The sequence below is a fragment of the Sulfuracidifex tepidarius genome (assembly GCF_008326425.1).
Taxonomy (GTDB): domain Archaea; phylum Thermoproteota; class Thermoprotei_A; order Sulfolobales; family Sulfolobaceae; genus Sulfuracidifex; species Sulfuracidifex tepidarius.
In genome coordinates this window covers 2,226,130-2,243,875 of record NZ_AP018929.1, presented here as the reverse complement: position 1 = coordinate 2,243,875, position 17,746 = coordinate 2,226,130, and the positions used below count along the sequence as shown (strand labels likewise).

Below are 17,746 nucleotides of genomic sequence, written 5' to 3'. Positions count from 1 at the left end.
ATGATAACTTGAAACGCTAAAGTTTAGCAGTTCTTTTCCCCATTCCACGTCATTACATAGTCCCTCTAATTCCTCGAAGTGATATCATGTGTGTATACATAAGACGTTTTTCATGACATTCAGTCCCTCTAACGTATTTAGTGAGAAAGGTGATCCAACGAGAGCGTTGTAGATCGCTTCAACTTCTTTAGGCGTTGAACTCAACGACTTACATCATATCCAATTAAGAGTTTAGCTGAAAGAAAGTTCCTTGTGAGTGGCTCTATAGCTTTTTCAAGAACTGAATTAGTCAATAAAATAGCTATAAGGTGCAGAAAAATCATCTTCAGGACGAGACTGGAACCCCTTTTAAACCCCACAGCTCACATGTTACTATGAAACTACTAGAAATAACTAGAGACATGGTTAAGGGAAAGATAGGCGTCATACCCGTGGGTAGTGTGGAGCAACACGGCCCACATCTCCCCATGGGCACTGACTCCCTCATGGCGGAGTGGCTTGCCTCGTCTCTGGAGTCCTCACACAGGGAGGAAGTAGTCCTCTTCCCAACCCTGGCTTACGGATGCTCCTTCGAACACGGGAAGCAACCTTTCCTGGGGGTCTCCTACGTCACTATGATAAATTTCCTAACAGAGCTCATGGAGAGCGCTAAGCACTCCGGCATATCGTCTGTAATCGTGGTAAACGGCCACGGAGGGAACGAAAGCTTGCTCGACGTAGTAAGGAGGCAGGTCAACTTCAAGAACGACCGTTTCAAGATCCACCTCTTTTCCCTGGTGGGGAGGGATAAAGGTTTGTTCAGCGTGGTCGATATGCACGCAGGATCCCTTGAGACTTCAAGGATGTTCTTCATTAGGCCTGAACTGGTGAGAATAGATAAAGTGAAGGAGATCAAAGACTTCAGCGTGAAGGACGGTGTATTTCAGTTCCTCTCCACAGACCAAGCAAACCCTTACGGCGTGATCAACGTAGGAGGCGAGATAGAGGTAAACAGGGAGAAAGGAGAGGAGTCAATGAAGAGGGCCTTGGCCGACTTGGAGTCCCTTTTCATGAAGGTGAAGTCTACATTGAAAGAGTGAACACTAGATATATCTCTCCCTGTTTATCTTTGGGTCTCTAAACTTTCCTAGAGGAAAAAGATATATTCATTATGGGAAGAGAAGAACAAGGGATTCGGAGGCGGCATTGATGTTATTACGTTTCCATTCCTAGAAGTTCTCCTGAACGCTTGAGTCCACTCTGATTTGTATGTTCTAACATCAGGGTCAGTCCTTGACTTTATCGTAAATGTTGAGCTCAGGAGGCATGAGTACCAGGTTTTACCTAGTCCTTAAAGCCGGCTGAGTGTAAGAAGGTCAGTTTTTTATCTAAAATAAACATTATTTAACTATGTCTAATCCTCTCCTCGAACCTATAAGGATAGGGAAGGTCACCCTCAGGAATAGGGTGGCAATGGCGCCTATGATAAGTAACCTCGGTACACCGGAGGGATATCCTACCGACGCTCACATCATGTACCTAGCTGAAAGGGCTAAGGGAGGAGCAAGCTTAATCCTTACAGAGTACACCTACGTTAATCGAGTTGACGCCAGGGGATCGGTGAACGAGCTTGGACTCTACTCCGACGAGCTCACACCCAAGTTCATGAGGCTAACTGACATGATACACTCCTTTGGTTCCAAGATATTCGTCCAGCTCGTCCACGCGGGCAGGAAGACGAAGCGTGACGTGATATGGGGCAATACTCCCATCGCGCCCTCCCCTATCCCCCTCATGGACGAAGTTAAGGAAATGACGTCCGAGGACGTGGAGAGAGTTAAGGAAGACTTCGTGTCAGCGTCACTCCGTGCCAGAAGGGCGGGTTTCGACGGAGTGGAGCTCCACGGAGCCCACGGATACCTCCTGGCTCAGTTCCTCTCCCCTGCTATCAACAAGAGGAAGGACGAGTACTCCGACGGTGTGAACTTAGTGAAGGAAATAGTGAGGGAAATCAAGGACAAGGCAAAAATCACGGTGGGGATCAGGCTGAGCTCCACTGAGTTCGACCCGGAAGGGTTGACCCCAGAGCGTGTTGCAGAGATAGGGGAAGAGCTAGTGAAGGCTGGGATTGATTACATTCACCTCTCCGCGGGCAGGGATGGGCCGATGAACTCAAGTGCCCCGTTCTACTACGGGAAGCCGTCCTTCCTCAAGGAAGCCATGACCGTAAGGGAGAGAGTGAAAAACATTCCCCTTTTGGTGGTAGGTTCGGTGATAAGCATGGAAGACGCCCTCAAGGTGAGGGAAGTTGCAGACGTGGTCGTCCTCGGGAGAGAGTTACTCGCCGAACCACACTGGCTCAAGAAGGTGAACGCGGGCCTACCAGTCAGGCCGTGCATAAGGTGTAACCAATCCTGTAGGGGAATGGTCTACAGAGAGGTGAGGTGCGACGTGAACCCAGAGGTAGGCTGGGAGATCCTTCCTCCGATGGAGAGAGGTGAAGGTGAAGTTAAGGTCGTGGGAGGAGGGATCATGGGACTTGAAGCGTCGAGGGTTCTAGCCTTGAGGGGTTTCTCGGTGACATTGTATGAGAAGGAGAAGATAGGAGGTCAGTTCAATAAGTTCAGAGATCCTTGGAAGGTAAGGGAGTTCGGAGAGTTAATCAAGTTTTACGAAAGGGAGCTGGATAGGCTCCATGTGAAGGTAGTCCTCAGGGAGGGTAAGTGTGAAGAAAACTGCGTGGTAGCTACGTCAGAGGAACCTCCTGAGTTCCCTCAGGTAAAGGGAAAGATGGTCGCGATAGACTCCAACCTGTACGCGTATCACGACTACGCGTTCGAACTTGCCAGGGAAAACGAGGTGTACATCACCGAGAGGTCAATCAGCTGGATGGACAGAACGAGGGAGTATTTCCTGAGGACTGAGCTGGAGAAGGTCGGGGTGAAGGTGGTAGAAAAGGCTCCTGATGCAGACGTTGAGATCTCAAAGTTCGTGGACGACCAACCCAGCGTGGGTAAGTCCATCAAGGCGGGTTATTGGATGGGGAGGAGCTTCTCACCAATTCAGAGAAATCCATAAGAAATCTTTATATATCAGTTTTTCTAACCAAAAAACTTTTTTGTCTTTTCTCTTCTTTTCCTTGATCGCTTGTGTGTGTTGTGGATAAATTTGCGTCAGGAATACCTTAACGATATTTAGGATTGAAATAATCAGACAAGTTCTAGTATTGTTGGCCTTTTTGTTTGATGTTGGATTTCTGCTTCAACACCATTATGATGAAGATAAGTGTGCGTATTGTTATCTCGATCGCTTGTGTGTGTTGTGGATAAATTTGCGTCAGGAATACCTTAACGATATTTAGGATTGAAATAATCAGACAAGTTTTCACATTATTTCCTTTCCTTTTCATCATGCAAATATATTACTTTAAAGATTTTTGACGTCATTTTGACTTGAAATTTAAGGGAGATCGACGTTGAGGGCAATTCAGGTTTACATTGTGAATTGTAATTATGGTAAAAATAGATCAAATAAATGAAAATATAAATAAATGAAAATATCAAGTGCGAATCTTACCTAACCTATACAAGAACTTTTAATTAAATTCATTCAATTTTGATAAATAAACTGAATTTGAATGAGCTCCTGAATGCCCCAATAATGGTAAGAGAAGAGTATTACGATGTAGATCTGATGGTGAAAACAGGACTGACTAAACCTTGATAAGGAAAATTGGAGCATGAATGTTGAGAGTTGGCGAGTTTCATCTCCTGATCATTGAAAAGTATATAGTATACCTTCTCCAATCATCTATACTGTGATAATCTCTAACGTGAAGACCCCTACACCGCAGGGGATCATCGAAGTCGATGTCGAGATTGAGGGAGAGAGAATAAGGAAGATAGGAAAGAGCTTGAACGGTCAAGAAAGGAGAGACTTTCACGGGATGCTTCTCTTACCCGGAGGAGTTGACAACCACGTCCACATCTTCAAGAGATACCTTAAGGTGCCTACCACGGACACAGTGAAGGAAAGCACAATAGCTTCCATCTATGGAGGAACCACGACCGTGATAGACTTCGCCTTCGCAGATCACAGTCCCAACGTCGAAGAAAGGACGTCCCAGTTCTCGGAAAGCGTTACAAATTACTCATTTCATGTTTTCGCAGATGATTGGAGTGAAAACGTGAGAAAGTACTCTGAGAGCTTCAACTCGGTGAAATACATGATGGTGAAGTACGCCGACCTGAACCCATCGCTGGAAGGGATCAAGAGGATCTCGGACAACCTGAGAGGTTACGTGATGGTTCACGCGGAAGACGAGGAACTGATCTCGGCGCTCTCCTCTAACAGGAGAGGTCCTCCTATACTTCACGCTGAGGTAAGGAGAGATGAGACCGAATGGGCCGCTGTAGGAAGAGTCGTACCGTTGATAAGGAAAGGACTGATAGCTCATGTCAGCTCAGGGACAACCTTAGACGTGAAGGGACATCTCCTCGCTGAAACTACCCTCCATCATTTGATTTTGGACAGGAAGGTATACGAAAGGAAGGACGCCCACAGGTTCGTGACCTCTCCTCCGGTTCGTGACCCGGAGGAACTATGGAGAAGGATAGACAAAGTATCCATGATAGGTACTGACCACAACTGGTTTGACGCGGAAGTGAAGGACGCTCACAGGGAATTCCCGGATCTTGTCCCGGGTCTCCCAGGGGTGGAACTGAGGTTACCCATGGTCTTGACGGAGTTCATGAAGAGGGGATTGCCCCTCTACAGAGCTGTGGAACTTCTCTCCATCAACCCAGCCATAATTAACGCACTGGACACGGGGAGGCTGGAGGAGGGGTTCAGGGCTGACTTAGTGATCTACAACCCTAACGTGAAGTGGAGGGTAAGCGCTAACAACACCCACATGGCAGACTGGACTCCTTACGAGGGTTACGAGGTTACGGGTAGGCCTGAGTACGTCTTCAGGAACGGTGAACTGGTGCTGGAACAAGGTGAGGTTCACGAAAGTAAGGGAAAACTGTTGAAGAGAAATGATTGAAGATCAACTCTTGGCTGGGGGCGTTGTGTTGTTGATGGGAGTTGTAGCCTATCTCATGGTAAAGTTGATCAGGAAGGTGTCAAAAAATTGAGGCTATCGACAATCTTCAATGGAATAAGGAAAACATGATGCCGAGCAGAGGACAACTTTCTCACCTCTGATAAGAGCTGGACATACCCTACCTTGAATAATTTTTTTCTTGATTTAGTCATGAAGAGCCTATTTTGTGTAGAGATGAGTAACTATAGACTCTCTGCGAGCTTCCCGTTCTTCTTAACTTACTTTGTCTCTATCTGTAGTCAGGAGAAATTTCTCCACACATGATTTTCTCCATTCTTTAGACTTTTTAACTTTCTCGATTCTAGCTGATCAATATACTGGATAAGTTTTTATTATTGTTCAAATGATTCTAAATACATACCAGAAATATTGTTTAAATATTTATAAAATAATAAATCGAATATCATAATATGATTAACAACCTTATCAAAGCCCTCAGGGATGAGGTGAAAATCACAGACGATCCCAAGACCGTCACGGAGAAATCAAGGGACTTCAGCCATACCTCGCCATTCCTTCTGGAGGAGATGAAGGTCCATAAAGCGGACCTAGTTGCTTACCCAAGGAGCGAGGAGGACGTCGTCAAAATAGTGGAGATAGCACTCCAGGAACACCTACCCCTTATCCCTAGGGCAGGAGGAAAGAACAATGTTGGTGGCGTAATACCTATGAAAGGTGGCGTAATAGTTGATATGACTCTACTGGACTCTCTGACGGTGAACTACGAAGACGTTGTTGTAGGGGCCGGGACTCCCTTCTCCAGGGAAGGGAAAATGTTGTTCTCGCCTAGGGTATATCCCTCCACATTCAGTGAGGGCGCAACGGTAGGAGGGTTCTTCTCCGGTGGGTCTGGAGGAGTTGGGGAGTTCAAGTACGGTAGAAACTGGGATCACGTCCTTGAGGTCAGGATGGTCAACCCCAAGGGAAAACTGGTCACCCTCAGGGGAGGAGACGTGAAGGTAGCTGCTCACGCTGAGGGCACCACGGGCATAGTAACAAAGCTCAGGGTCATGACTAGAGAGAGAAGGGAGAACCCGGTGATGATAGAGTTTGACTCGTTGAGGGAATCGCTTAACTTCGTGGAGAAGCTCTTCGACGGAGACTACTCAGTATATCACGTGACCCTCAGATCCCCTCAGATGTCTAAACTGTCCGAGAACATCACGGGAGTGTCAACTGAAAAGTGGAACTTGCTTGTAGTGTGTGAAGAGGAATGCCCTTCAGGGAACGCTGAGGCCGGTGCGAGGATCTGGGAGAAGAGGTTCCTCTTCTTCGGTGGTACGATAACGACAGCCATGGGAGCCTTTAAGAGGAGGATGTATTACATGGTGAAGGACATCCCTCTGGAGGAAACCTTAGATAAACTCACGAAGGTCTCAGAGACAGAAGCCATGATAGCAGACGTGGAGTTCGACGTTGGAAGGTCGTCACACCCTTTCATCTTGACCGACTCTCCCTCGGTTTATAGAAAGGTAGGTGAGATCTTGGGAGGGACCAACTTCAACTTGAATAGCATTCATATTAACGATAGATTGAAACCCGATCATTTGCACAGGATACTGTGGTACAAGAGGGCTTACGACAAGGAGGACCTCTTCAACCCCGGAAAGGTGAGGTTGGACGTATAACGTAGATGCGTTCAGGAAAATAGACGTACCCTTGTCTTTCTCCATGGAGGATAGGCTCTCTGCAGTCAAGGGATTGGACAAGGAGGTCGGCAAGTTACCTGATGTCGTAGCTTACCCAAGGAGCGAGGAGGACGTTGTCAAAATAGTGGAGGTAGCACTCCAGGAACACGTCCCCTTGGTTCCAAGAGGTGGAGGGGTGAGCAGTGCAAGGGGAATATATGTGACACTGGGAGGGGTGATGATCGATATGAGGAATATGGACAAAATTGAAAGCAGGAAGATGGAGGTCATCGTAGATGCGGGAGCAAGATACAAGTTTAACGCTAGGGTTTACCCTACTCTCTGGAAGTACGCCACCGTGGGTGGAAACTTCTGCGGTGGGTCCTGGGGGATAGGGTCTTTGGAGTACGGGATCTCATGGGATCAGGTCACAGAGGTCAGGATGGTCAACCCCAAGGGAAAACTGGTCACCCTCAGGGGAGGAGACGTGAAGGTAGCTGCTCACGCTGAGGGCACCACGGGCATAGTAACAAAGCTCAGGGTCATGACTAGAGAGAACCTCCCCATAGAGTCCCGCGTCGTTACTTTCAATGAATTTAAAGAAGCTTCGTCATTCACGGTGAAACTTTACGAGGAGTTACCCCCTCTCTATCACATGGTGCTCAGGTCGCCCGAGATCTCCAGGATGACTGTTGGGCCTGAAAAGTGGCACTTGGTTTTAGCTTGGGAGAAAGACAAAGACGTAGACGTGAAAGGCTCAGACGGAACCTTCCTTTGGGAGAACAGGGACAGGTTCTTCGCCGGAGCTTACAGGGAGAACTTTGAAAGCTACGATTACACCACATATCACCTGCCATTGAGGGAATTCAGCGGCGTTGTGATGGAGTCCTCTAAGTTCGATCCCGTAATTGAAGTAGAGTTCGCAAACGATTTCAAGGCCCATCTAGACTTTATGGTCAGAGGGAGGGAAACCATGGAGTCCCTTAAGCGGTTTCTTGGGAAGTCCACATTTGACGTTGACGACGTTTATCTCAACTCCAGGCTTTCAAGGGACCACTTGCAGAAGATATTGTGGTACAAGAGGGCTTACGACAAGGAGGACCTCTTCAACCCCGGAAAGGTGAAGTTCTAGATCGTATTTTTACCATTTTTTTCTATCTTCAACCGCAAAGAATTGATGAGCTTCCTTAAACTTAGTACCCCTGTTTTCAATACCATTATTATATAATTGATAAAATATTATAATTTGTATGTAAAAAACTTTCATGATGTTTCCCCTGATAACTTCGTCGTACTTTAATAGAATAGCTCAATTTCATGAGACGTTGTACGGTACTTTAATAGAATAGCTCAATTTCATGAGACGTTGTACGCAAAACATCTTTGCCAGTAGAATCTAAACACTACAGCATATTCTAGCCATGTAGAATCCCGATTCTATATTTTCAGACTTTAGTAAAGTCTTTCAAAAGAAGAAAATATCACTATTTCTTCTATTTTACATACGTTTAATTATAAGGATAAAGGAAATGTCAATCCACTGAAATGACTCTATATATAAATTTATGAAAATTAATTTATGAAAGGAAGAAGTCAGAAACACAGCCAGCCCTTCTGTTGTGGGTAATTTCTTTATGAATAGAATGAGTAAATTCTCCTTTACTTGAAAATAAATGATAATTTACTTGAAAATTTATATTTGTAAATTCTAATATTAGCATGTATGGACATATTCGAAGCAATATCAAACGAGACGAGGAGGAAGGCAATCAAAATCCTAAAAGAGAAAGGAAAGGCTAGCTTTTCGGATTTAATGAACGAGTTGGGACTGGACAGCCCTTCTTTAGCGTTCCACTTAAGGAAACTAGGCGACTTGATCGAGAAAGTCAACGACGAGTATGTCCTCACAGAGGAGGGGATAAGGGCGTACAAAATAATAACGGAAGTCGAAGGAGGAGTTAAGGACGAGAAAGGGGTAATAGAGGAAAGCGATCAAGGGAACTTCTCCACCTCCTTTCCTTCAAACGTTATCAGAATTTCCAACGTAGCAGTTTATGAAATATCTCCAGATCTCGTAAAGTCGTCAAAGGAGAACAAGAACAAGTTGAGGATAGACAACATAGGGATATTGAAGATAGATGACTCGGTGAGTCCTGAGGATTTGAAAGAAATAGTAGATGAGATAAGCAACGTAGGAGTATTGATTTGTTCATCCGAGTGTAGTTCATCTATCTCCTCTAAAATGTCAAGAGTTGGGATAATAACGTCCTCAAACGGTGATATTTTAAGGACTTTTTCTCTACTAGACAAACTGTTCTCAGGATTACCTACTGTATTACCTACTGTCGGATCAGGTCAAGGTGTGTTCTCGATCGGAAAGAGGAAAACTACAGTTTTCGATTCCCCTATTCAACCTTCCAAGGCTTGTGACGTGGAGGCTAACGGAAGCACTTTAACCCTGACTCAAGGTGAACCACACCTGAAAGTTGAGTGTCATTCCCCTGACGATGCAGAGGTGAACTTGGGTGATAAAATGGAGCTCGAAATGGACGGCTGTAGTGCGGTTCTTAGCCTACCTGAGCTGGAGAAACTTAACATGGAAGTTGACGGTAGTAAGGCTGAGGTGAATATCAGTGTAAAGCAGGTTAGCATTGAAGCGGACGGTAGTAAGGCAGATCTAAACTTAGCAGGTTGTAGGGAAGTTAGCATAGATTCCGATGCTAGTTACATCAAAGGTAAGTTGGGCTTTCCATCAGGGGGGACTTTAGATATAGACGTAGACGCCTCCAACGTAGTGTTTACCTTGGATTTACCTGATGACGTCGGAGTGGCATCTGCCGTGGACAGTGACTCCAGCAGTTACGTTAGAGTTCCCCCTATGAGGCAGGGCGAGAAGAACCTGAAAATACGTGCTGACGTTGATGCCGGGGAAGTAGTGATAATTACAACTCGTGACAGGAACTGGTGAAGTGGAAAGAGAGATGGATGTAGTTTTCCCATTTTTTTATAGCTTTTCTAAACTTTTTTATTACAACTTGGAGAATCATGAAAACAACCTTCTTTTTCTCATTTCCTGACCCATGTCTCCACGGTGAAGGAAGACTCTCGAGAACGTCAAGAAGCTCATGAAACGTGAGGGGTTGGAAAGACACTTCTAGCGACTTACACCCGACGCTGTAGATAAACCTACTGATTTCGCCATCTGAGTTGGAAAGACACTTCTAGCGACTTACACCCCTCTCCTCTTCACGGGACAGGGTATCATAGAACCCTTCCTTTTCGAGAGCAATGTGATCGATAGGAACGTCTTCATAGCCTCTTTTTTCCTCACTTTCGTGGGAGAGATAGGAGTCTTCACTCAATTCCTTTCCTTCCTTTTAGACCACGTTAAAAATGTGAGGAGAGCGAGGATACTGTTCTTATTGGCCGTGCCCTTTCTCTACTTCGCGATAGGAACGCTGGTCCTCCTTCCGATTACTGTCATCACATTTGCCTTGATATTAAGCTTCTTCTTCGTCTCCTATCTGAAGGGTACCTATGAAGGAATGTTCACTAGCCTGATCTATAAGGGAAAGCTGGACGAAAAGGAGTACATCACGTTATCTCCAGTTAATCAGACGAGAGTAGTCCTCGGATGGGCTTTGATATCTGTCTTGTCTTTTCTTATAGGTTCATATGGGGAGTGGGTTCTTTCACTTTACTTCATAGTTGGATCGATCTACTACCCGATCTCCCATTACTTTATCGTTAACTTCCCCGTTGGGGAAAGGCTCAATGGATCTGGAATAAAGGTAACTAAACAAGCCATTTCAGCGTACAGCGGTCTGCTCAAGAGAAATAGGAAGTTCTTCTACGTGGAATCCGTGGGGGTTTTCCTGCTTCCTCTTGTCACAGAGCAGTCCATGTATTTTTACGCCTTATTTAGGGACTCTCCTAACTTGTATCAACTGTACTCGGTCTACAACGCTGTTGTTATGATCTGTTACGTTATTTCAATCTTAACCGTGAGAAGGGTATTGGAGAGGGTTGAAGAAAGTTTCAACTTACTATCTTCTCTTCCTTTCATCTCTATCGCTCTGTATGACCTTGATTTTCATATCCGTTCTAAGTATTTCGCCAATGATCTTCTTCCTCGGACTTTTAATGACCAGATACAGTTTGTCCATCATATCCTCTTACATGAGCATGATAGACTACTCGTCTGTTCCTTCAGAGATCCAGGGATATGCTGATTCCTTTCAATCGTTGATCGCATTAGGAATGGAACTCCTCACCACAGTTTTAGTGATAGGCTATGTTACGCAGAACTTTAGTGTACTAGCCTCAGTTTCCATAGTGATTGGAGCCTCATTCCCCATCATCCTGTTCTTATATTTCAGGACAAGGAAAGTGTAGCTAGAGCAATTCATCAGAAGAGCTTTTCTCTAGACATATGTGAACAAAATTCCCAGCAAAACACCCTTTAATATCATTAAGATTATTACTTATCAAATCTGATTTTCCCTGGGTTGAACAAGTCTTCCTTGTCGTAAAGCCTCTTATACATCTTGATCTTGTTCAGGTGTGATGGCGTGACTCTGTTGTTAATGTAAGGAGAGTTCACGTTAAACAAAGAATCCCCATAGAAGTCCACGTGGAAAGGGACAGAGGAGATGGTGAGTATCCTAGCCTTGCCTTCGTTCGTAAGGTTCATTTCAAACATGGGAGACTTGACCTCTGCTCCAGCTTTAGATATGAATTCAGATACCTGATCTACATCTACCTTGTAAACTGTGTAGAAAGGCCTTTCTCCTTTCTCTATGAAGTATTCCACCATTCCACTGTTGAATAGACTTCTCTTACGCCATATTTCCTTTCCGTCCGCTCCTTTTGGTACCTCTTCCACTACGTCTTCCTCAACAGCGCCTAGTAGACCCCATCTACCGTCCAGACCGAAGATGTAGTTCATAGCTGAAGGGGAGAGGGCGCTCAGGTGATAGAAAGGTAACGCCTCATCGTAAGCCCTCATCAAAAATTTCTCTAATTCAATAATATTATCAAAAAAATACAGAAAAGGTAATATTTTCTGCGGGTTTCTCATGATCTCCAACCATGTAACTATCCCAGTAGTACCCATGGCATGTGCAGCAACCTTAGTGTCTTCGCCCTCCAAAGTCACTAGTCTACCTTTAGGGTTCACCATTCTGATCCTCAAGACCTGGTCCCAATTAGGTCCGTATCTGTAAGACCCTATGCCGTAAGCTCCACCGCAGAAGTTTCCTCCGACTGTAACCTCCCTTTCGAAAGTGGATGGATATACCCTGGGATTGAAGGTGAATTTACCCTTACTATAATAAGGTGTTCCCGGGCCTAACTGTACGTGATTCTCATTCTCTGTAATCCAGCTCGTCTTTGTAGTCTCAAGGATGACTGAGTTCTCCTTGTTCAGTATGAGACCTCCTACGTTATTGAAACCCTTTCCACGCGGGACTAGGGGGACGTGTTCTTCTCTTATTACCTCAACAATCTTGATTACCTCTTCCTCATTCTTCGGAAAAACGATGAGAGATGGTTCTTTTCCCTTTATTTCGGAAAGAACCGGAGAAGTCCAGCTCCAATCTCCGTAGTCCCCATGGGAACTATATTCTATTCCTTCCTTCATTAGAAACTTGGAAAGTCTCTCCATAAAGTTAAGTAATCCCCTGTCTTTAAAAGTACTGTTCACGTAAAAATGGTATATTTTCCAAAGTTTCAATGAAAATGTTCTTAAAATATTGCTAAAAAGAGTAGGTAAATATATAAAGAATTTACTAATATTTAAAATAACTTTTAAAAAGTTTAAACTAAAGTCGTGCAATATTTTTTATCACTTTATCAGTGTGAGACCTATGGAGTCAAACATAGAAAACGAAGTTAAATTGGACGTCTCAGACTACGGACAGACGTCTGAGACCGTACCTAAGACTTTCTACAACAGGAACTTGATACCCCTTCCTCGCTCCATGAAAAACTGGACGTGGGTAAATTTCACTACAGTTTGGGCCGGAATGGTCCATAACATAGTACAATTCGAGATTGCAGCATTGTTAACTTTCGAGTTCGGACCCATATGGGCCCTTTTGATAACCGGTCTCGCGTACGGTACTCAGTTAGTCGTCATGTTCCTCAATGGGCACATGGGAGCAAAATGGGGGATACCTTTTCCAGTGAGCGTGAGGTCTATGTACGGGCTTAAAGGAGCCTCGATACCCGTGATCCTGAGGGGGTTTGTAGCATTATTCTGGTTCTCTGTGCAGACATATGTAGGCGGTACAATAATCAACGCAGTACTCTCCATTTTCTCCCCTTATTGGGCTTCATTGGACTCCAATGTTCTTGGGATGCCTGAAAACATAGCACTGTCATTTCTCATATTCTGGAGCATTAACGTTGCAGTTCTATTTAAAGGGATGCAGGAAGTGAAGTACTTCGAGCTGGTAGTTGGCCCCCTAATAATGGGCATATTGGGTGCTCTCGCAATTTACGGAGTCCAACTGGCTCACGGGGTGGGAAACCTCTTCTCAGTAGCTCCGAGCATGTCCTTGAACTTTAACGACGTATCTCTTGCGATCGCATCCCTAGCTGGGGCCTACGCAACGTTAGCACTGAACATAATGGACTTCACAAGGTTCTCCAAGACTCAGAAGGATCAGGTAGTCGGTCAAGCCATAGGATTTCCAATTCTATTTGTGATTTTCACTTTCATAGTGGTGCTGATTGTCTCCACAATGATCTATTCATTCAAAATAAGCATTGCTGAGGCTCCGAACTACGTGAACCCGGTGAACATAATGTATCTCTTCACTCATAACCCGTTGATAACCTTGATTCTAGGTATAACCTTGATATTTGCAACGGTGGGAGTGAACGTGGCAGCTAATCTAGTATCTCCAATATACGATCTCATAAGCCTGTTCCCAAGGAAGTTCTCTACATGGAACAAAGCTGCGGTGATAGCGTCTGTGCTTGGAATAGGATACGTCCCTTGGTTATGGTACTCAAATGCTGGGTCGCTCTTCGATGCCCTAAATATCATCGGGACTTCCTTAGGTGCTGTAGCAGGAGTAATGATAGCTAAATACTGGTTGTTGGACAGGACTAAGATGAAGCTAGTGGATTTATTCACTCCAAAGGGACTATACTGGTACAAAGACGGAGTTAGCGCAAACGCGATTATTTCTACGTTGATAGGAGGTCTAGTGCCTCTCATAGGAGTCGTCCTACCTTCTCTATCTTTAATTTACGACTATGGGTGGTACATCGCTATAATAGTTAGTATGTTAGTTTTCATCTTATTGAGTAAAAGAGACTGATCCCAGCGTCTGAGAGCTCTCACGTTCTCCTTTCTGTTCGAATGATGAAACAAGCACAAATACTTCTTTGGCCTTCTTCTCTTCATAGATGAAACCCCGATGCATGAGGGTGAACTCAGGAAGCTAGGGAATCAGTGCTGACTTCCTCCCCGCCACAGCTGGGCTTTCTCCTCCCCCAACCCTTTTTCTAATGGTTCTCAAGCATTCGGTTAATTAGAGAATGTATACCAAAGAATTAAATTAATTTAAAAATCTCTATTTTGGCAAAGTTTTATTATTGTATAAATTCATCTACCGATAAGACTTTCAATTTCTTCTTTTCTTCGATTGCCTTCTTGAGCTTAACGTCCTCAGTGACTAGGGGTAAATTGAGCGTCTTCGTCAACCAAGTATATGACGCGTCATAAAAGGTTATTCCGTAATCTACCGCTATTTCCTCTACCTCTTTACAGTCTACATCCTCCAAGTTCATGTTGCTTAGCACCTTGGAAACGAAGGACGTTAGTATTGCCCCTTCCTCCTTGCTTATCCTCTTATGAAGAAACACTTCCTTCCAGACCATATTCCCTAACTCAAACTTAGCTAGCAGGCTTGTATAATTCCCTCCTAGAAGACCTATTTCTCCTCTGTTCAACAGGACATAAATTGATGAAGAATCGAAAACGTAACTCATGAAGTACTTCACTTTTCACTTATCTCTTTTCTCTGTCCTCTCTGATTTCCTTGACCACTTCCTCTGGAGGTATTTTACTTAATGCTCTTCCTACATCTTCCATTTCCCTCTCTAAATCCTTAGCTTTAGCCCTCCTAACTTCGTTCATTAACGCTTTCCTTATTATTTCCGCCTCGTCAATTTCATACTTCTCTAACTCCTCTTTTAGCTCTTCAGGTATCCTAACTGAGATTACCACACTCCTACCCATAATCAGAGATAAACGTGTAAAATTAAATAGTTTACTTTTTGTATACATACGAAGAAAGTGTTTCGTCCTATCCCCAACCATGAAGTTCGTCTTCACCTTAGGGTCAAAGGGGGTACATTAATGCGTTTGACTGATAGTGAAGGAAAAGGAATATACTTTGTGTGATATTAAAAATAAAGATAGCTCTTATCGGAAAACCCTTGCAGAGTTACGTGACCTAAAATAATTTAATAGTGACGTGATAGAGAGCGAATAATTAGTTATGGGTTCTAAACCTCCTCACCATAGAATGGATAGAATTTATTTTATAATGCTACTAGATGAAAATATTTAAGTCACAGGAGTTCCCATAAATGCTATACAGAAACTTACCATATAGACATAATGTGTAAAATATCTACTTAACACTCTTCTCACGTCTTTCATTTCTCTCTACTCCCTAGCTTCAGCCCTCTTAACTTCGTCCTTTAATGAACCCTTATCACTTATCCCTCGTCATTTTCATCCTTCTCTAACCCTTCCTTTAGCTCTTCAGGTATCCTAACCGAGATTAACGTACTCCTACCCAAGAGAGACGAGGACGTAAACATGACCTCATTTACTGGACAAGAGGTGAAATCAAGGGATTTCGATGACTCTCTTAGCGTGCCTGAAGTATTCCTTTGCTCCTTCCTCGTCAACTATGTGTAGTTCCACTGGTGCATCCCAGGGGAGTGAGTACTCGTCGAAAGCTATTGAGAGTATCCTTCTGTTCATCTCCGTCCTGCTTACCTTGTACGGGAATACTATCAACAAGTCGATGTCGCTGTAGACTGTGACGCGATCCTCAGCGACCCCTCCTATAACGTAGACCCTAGCTCTTGGGTCCACACCCCTCACTGCTTCTCTAACTTTCTGGGAGTATTCCCTCCATCTCCTCATGTGGTCGAAGTGGTATTTAATCCATGGCGTTTCTCTCCACCTCCTTGAGCAACTCTATGGTTTCCTTTGCTAGAGATATGAACACCCTTGACTTGTCCTCAGTGTAATCCCCTTCCCCGTACCTGCTCTCAGTATAGGCTTCCTCTAGGTCTACGAGTAAGTCTCTCCTCTCCCTTACAAATCGGTCTAACTCATCATGTTTGATTCCGTTCCTCTCTAATTCTCTAGATAGAGATCCTAGGAGGGAGCGGATCCCGTGTCCTCTTATTTTCTCTCCAACTATCTCATAGTACACTCCCTTCACATATAGCTGGATTGCCTGCTCCGCGAGGAACGTGGACAAGTCAGGGTCGTCACTCTTTTCCGACGTTTCGAGGAACTTCAGTGCCCTCCTCTTTAACCTGACGACGTATTCGCCGCTCATGTCAATATAAAGATGCAGTGAGGAACCTAATGAGCCTTAGGGTACACGAGAGATTTTAGGAACATGCTCTAAAGTAGAGTGAAGAATCACAAGAAGAAGTTATAGGCTTTAAGCTCCTTATCCACGTCTAGCCCCCTCTAATGCTATGTACTACGCTCCTTAGCGTTTTGAATAGTTCTTAGGCTTGATTAAGCTTAGAGGAAAAGCTCTAATAATGGAATTGACAGGATTATTTTAGCATTTTCGATCATAACAGTTTCAACAAGTCATCCTCTAATTAGCTGAATAATTGATTAAATTAGCTTGGAATTAGTTTCATTAGTTTGTCTGAGACTATCTCGTCTACATTTATGGCATAAACGTAAACGTTCACGTCGCTTGTTGATCCGATTTCCAATATCTCTACATTCTCAGCAAGGTTTTTCTCCAGACGATTTATAGAAGCTTTCGTGAACTTGCCGTCCTTTATCATGACTCTTCCCCTCAAGTCTTCACCTTCGATTATAATTATACCATAAGAGATATCTTTTGAGATGTTATCCAACTTGTTATATAAAGACCCAATTTTACCTTTATCTTTAAGGACTAACATAGGGATGAGCTCTAAAGAGTCCGCTGACGGCTTGAAGAAGTTCCTTAGGTAAGGAACTATGTGACCGTTCATTACGTGCTCAGCGAACTGGAGAGACCTTCCGGATATCCTGTTCATTAATCCGTGTTTACATTCGGTAACAACGTTTATGTTAACTAAGGTCTCGTAAGGTTTCACCGACCTCAGGGTGAAGGCTACCTCCCATTTTATTTTCTCGTCATCTGTCTTTCCCTTATAAATTACCCCTGAAGGGATGTGCAAAGGGCCGGTCATTTCGCCGTTATATGTCTTGATGTCAGACGATCCAAGAACGTATACTACCCTGAATTTATTCGAAGGAGAGGAAACAGAAGATAACTCAATAGGCTTTTTCGTTTCCCAGTCAAAAGCGTTCACTATGGAGATGTGACCAACGATTCCTGCGAAAAGGAAAGGGTCTGATATCCATCTCCTTACTCTGTCCCTAGATGCTCGTAAGGTGATCTCATTGTTTACAGAAGTCATAAGTTAACAATAAGTCTCTAGGTTATCTTCTATATATAGCTTTGATATCATCATTCAAATATATGTGTTTTTTAATGTAGATGTGTTTGAACACTTTTGATGTATAGCGTAGTACTACATTTGCACTAATTTACAATTTTTTAGAAAAGGTAAATTAGACGGATAGACTCTCTCTTCAATTCGCTATTTAAGAGAGAGTTATGGGTAGAATAAAAATATAATTCTCAAGATAAAATAAAGGACAATTAGTGTCATCTTGTATATGAAATAAAGAAAGAGAGGGGAAAGAGAACAAAATGAAGCTGTACTCCCTATCAAGTTATCTATGTGAGAAGAG

The 17,746-nt window shown here is 43.9% G+C and carries 15 protein-coding genes; 9 read left to right on the top strand and 6 right to left on the bottom strand.

What is annotated here, in order from left to right:
* Positions 1 to 374 precede the first annotated feature (374 nt).
* From IC007_RS11365 to IC007_RS11330, 8 genes are all read left to right on the top strand, one after another.
* Entirely contained in the window at positions 375 to 1,079 is a 705-nt protein-coding gene (locus IC007_RS11365; RefSeq protein ID WP_054846098.1) for a creatininase family protein, read from the top strand.
* A gap of 310 nt (positions 1,080 to 1,389) precedes the next feature.
* Positions 1,390 to 3,057 carry an oxidoreductase gene (locus tag IC007_RS11360; protein WP_149528792.1) on the top strand — a complete coding sequence of 556 codons (1,668 nt, stop codon included), beginning with the start codon at positions 1,390 to 1,392 and terminating at the stop codon, positions 3,055 to 3,057.
* 739 nt (positions 3,058 to 3,796) lie between these two features.
* Positions 3,797 to 5,026 carry a dihydroorotase gene (locus IC007_RS11355; protein ID WP_054846100.1) on the top strand — a complete coding sequence of 410 codons (1,230 nt, stop codon included), beginning with the start codon at positions 3,797 to 3,799 and terminating at the stop codon, positions 5,024 to 5,026.
* 470 nt (positions 5,027 to 5,496) lie between these two features.
* On the top strand, positions 5,497 to 6,714 hold the full coding sequence (locus IC007_RS11350) for an FAD-binding oxidoreductase (protein WP_054846101.1): 1,218 nt from the start codon (positions 5,497 to 5,499) through the stop codon (positions 6,712 to 6,714).
* Positions 6,715 to 6,757: 43 nt separating this feature from the next.
* Positions 6,758 to 7,846, top strand: coding sequence for an FAD-binding oxidoreductase (locus IC007_RS11345; protein WP_054846102.1), 1,089 nt, complete (start codon positions 6,758 to 6,760; stop codon positions 7,844 to 7,846).
* Positions 7,847 to 8,437: 591 nt separating this feature from the next.
* Positions 8,438 to 9,682 (top strand): winged helix-turn-helix domain-containing protein, encoded by a 1,245-nt coding sequence (locus IC007_RS11340; RefSeq protein ID WP_054846103.1) that lies wholly within the window; start codon positions 8,438 to 8,440, stop codon positions 9,680 to 9,682.
* A gap of 322 nt (positions 9,683 to 10,004) precedes the next feature.
* Positions 10,005 to 10,946 carry a hypothetical protein gene (locus IC007_RS11335; RefSeq protein ID WP_054846105.1) on the top strand — a complete coding sequence of 314 codons (942 nt, stop codon included), beginning with the start codon at positions 10,005 to 10,007 and terminating at the stop codon, positions 10,944 to 10,946.
* On the top strand, positions 10,900 to 11,109 hold the full coding sequence (locus tag IC007_RS11330; RefSeq protein ID WP_162302182.1) for a hypothetical protein: 210 nt from the start codon (positions 10,900 to 10,902) through the stop codon (positions 11,107 to 11,109). The genes IC007_RS11335 and IC007_RS11330 overlap by 47 nt, the downstream gene beginning before the upstream one ends.
* Positions 11,110 to 11,194: 85 nt before the next feature.
* Here IC007_RS11330 and IC007_RS11325 read toward each other — a convergent pair whose 3' ends face one another.
* Complete coding sequence (locus IC007_RS11325; RefSeq protein WP_054846106.1) at positions 11,195 to 12,379, bottom strand: FAD-binding oxidoreductase; 1,185 nt, start codon at positions 12,377 to 12,379, stop codon at positions 11,195 to 11,197.
* 202 nt (positions 12,380 to 12,581) lie between these two features.
* Here IC007_RS11325 and IC007_RS11320 point away from each other — a divergent pair, with 202 nt between their 5' ends.
* Positions 12,582 to 14,045, top strand: coding sequence for a cytosine permease (locus IC007_RS11320; RefSeq protein ID WP_054846107.1), 1,464 nt, complete (start codon positions 12,582 to 12,584; stop codon positions 14,043 to 14,045).
* Between the two features lie 274 nt (positions 14,046 to 14,319).
* On the opposite strand, the gene IC007_RS11315 is transcribed toward IC007_RS11320, so the two are convergent.
* From IC007_RS11315 to IC007_RS11295, 5 genes are all read right to left on the bottom strand, one after another.
* Positions 14,320 to 14,718, bottom strand: a complete 399-nt coding sequence (locus IC007_RS11315) for a type II toxin-antitoxin system VapC family toxin (protein WP_054846124.1) — start codon at positions 14,716 to 14,718, stop codon at positions 14,320 to 14,322.
* 19 nt (positions 14,719 to 14,737) lie between these two features.
* The gene (locus tag IC007_RS11310) at positions 14,738 to 14,968 is read right to left on the bottom strand and encodes an AF_0619 family ribbon-helix-helix protein (protein ID WP_054846108.1); all 231 of its coding nucleotides are present in this window, start codon (positions 14,966 to 14,968) and stop codon (positions 14,738 to 14,740) included.
* Between the two features lie 618 nt (positions 14,969 to 15,586).
* Positions 15,587 to 15,889 (bottom strand): nucleotidyltransferase domain-containing protein, encoded by a 303-nt coding sequence (locus tag IC007_RS11305; protein ID WP_054846109.1) that lies wholly within the window; start codon positions 15,887 to 15,889, stop codon positions 15,587 to 15,589.
* A 16-nt stretch (positions 15,890 to 15,905) separates the two neighbouring features.
* Positions 15,906 to 16,313 carry a HEPN domain-containing protein gene (locus IC007_RS11300; RefSeq protein WP_054846110.1) on the bottom strand — a complete coding sequence of 136 codons (408 nt, stop codon included), beginning with the start codon at positions 16,311 to 16,313 and terminating at the stop codon, positions 15,906 to 15,908.
* A 298-nt stretch (positions 16,314 to 16,611) separates the two neighbouring features.
* Positions 16,612 to 17,409 carry a hypothetical protein gene (locus IC007_RS11295; RefSeq protein WP_149528790.1) on the bottom strand — a complete coding sequence of 266 codons (798 nt, stop codon included), beginning with the start codon at positions 17,407 to 17,409 and terminating at the stop codon, positions 16,612 to 16,614.
* Positions 17,410 to 17,746: the final 337 nt, after the last annotated feature.

Coding starts and splice junctions, on each gene's coding strand:
- IC007_RS11310 (WP_054846108.1), bottom strand. CDS start 14,968: ATGGGTAGGAGTGTGGTAATCTCAGTTAGGATACCTGAAGAGCTAAAA.
- IC007_RS11325 (WP_054846106.1), bottom strand. CDS start 12,379: ATGGAGAGACTTTCCAAGTTTCTAATGAAGGAAGGAATAGAATATAGT.
- IC007_RS11300 (WP_054846110.1), bottom strand. CDS start 16,313: ATGAGCGGCGAATACGTCGTCAGGTTAAAGAGGAGGGCACTGAAGTTC.
- IC007_RS11305 (WP_054846109.1), bottom strand. CDS start 15,889: ATGAGGAGATGGAGGGAATACTCCCAGAAAGTTAGAGAAGCAGTGAGG.
- IC007_RS11320 (WP_054846107.1), top strand. CDS start 12,582: ATGGAGTCAAACATAGAAAACGAAGTTAAATTGGACGTCTCAGACTAC.
- IC007_RS11315 (WP_054846124.1), bottom strand. CDS start 14,718: ATGAGTTACGTTTTCGATTCTTCATCAATTTATGTCCTGTTGAACAGA.
- IC007_RS11360 (WP_149528792.1), top strand. CDS start 1,390: ATGTCTAATCCTCTCCTCGAACCTATAAGGATAGGGAAGGTCACCCTC.
- IC007_RS11330 (WP_162302182.1), top strand. CDS start 10,900: ATGATAGACTACTCGTCTGTTCCTTCAGAGATCCAGGGATATGCTGAT.
- IC007_RS11295 (WP_149528790.1), bottom strand. CDS start 17,409: ATGACTTCTGTAAACAATGAGATCACCTTACGAGCATCTAGGGACAGA.
- IC007_RS11365 (WP_054846098.1), top strand. CDS start 375: ATGAAACTACTAGAAATAACTAGAGACATGGTTAAGGGAAAGATAGGC.
- IC007_RS11345 (WP_054846102.1), top strand. CDS start 6,758: ATGGAGGATAGGCTCTCTGCAGTCAAGGGATTGGACAAGGAGGTCGGC.
- IC007_RS11340 (WP_054846103.1), top strand. CDS start 8,438: ATGGACATATTCGAAGCAATATCAAACGAGACGAGGAGGAAGGCAATC.
- IC007_RS11350 (WP_054846101.1), top strand. CDS start 5,497: ATGATTAACAACCTTATCAAAGCCCTCAGGGATGAGGTGAAAATCACA.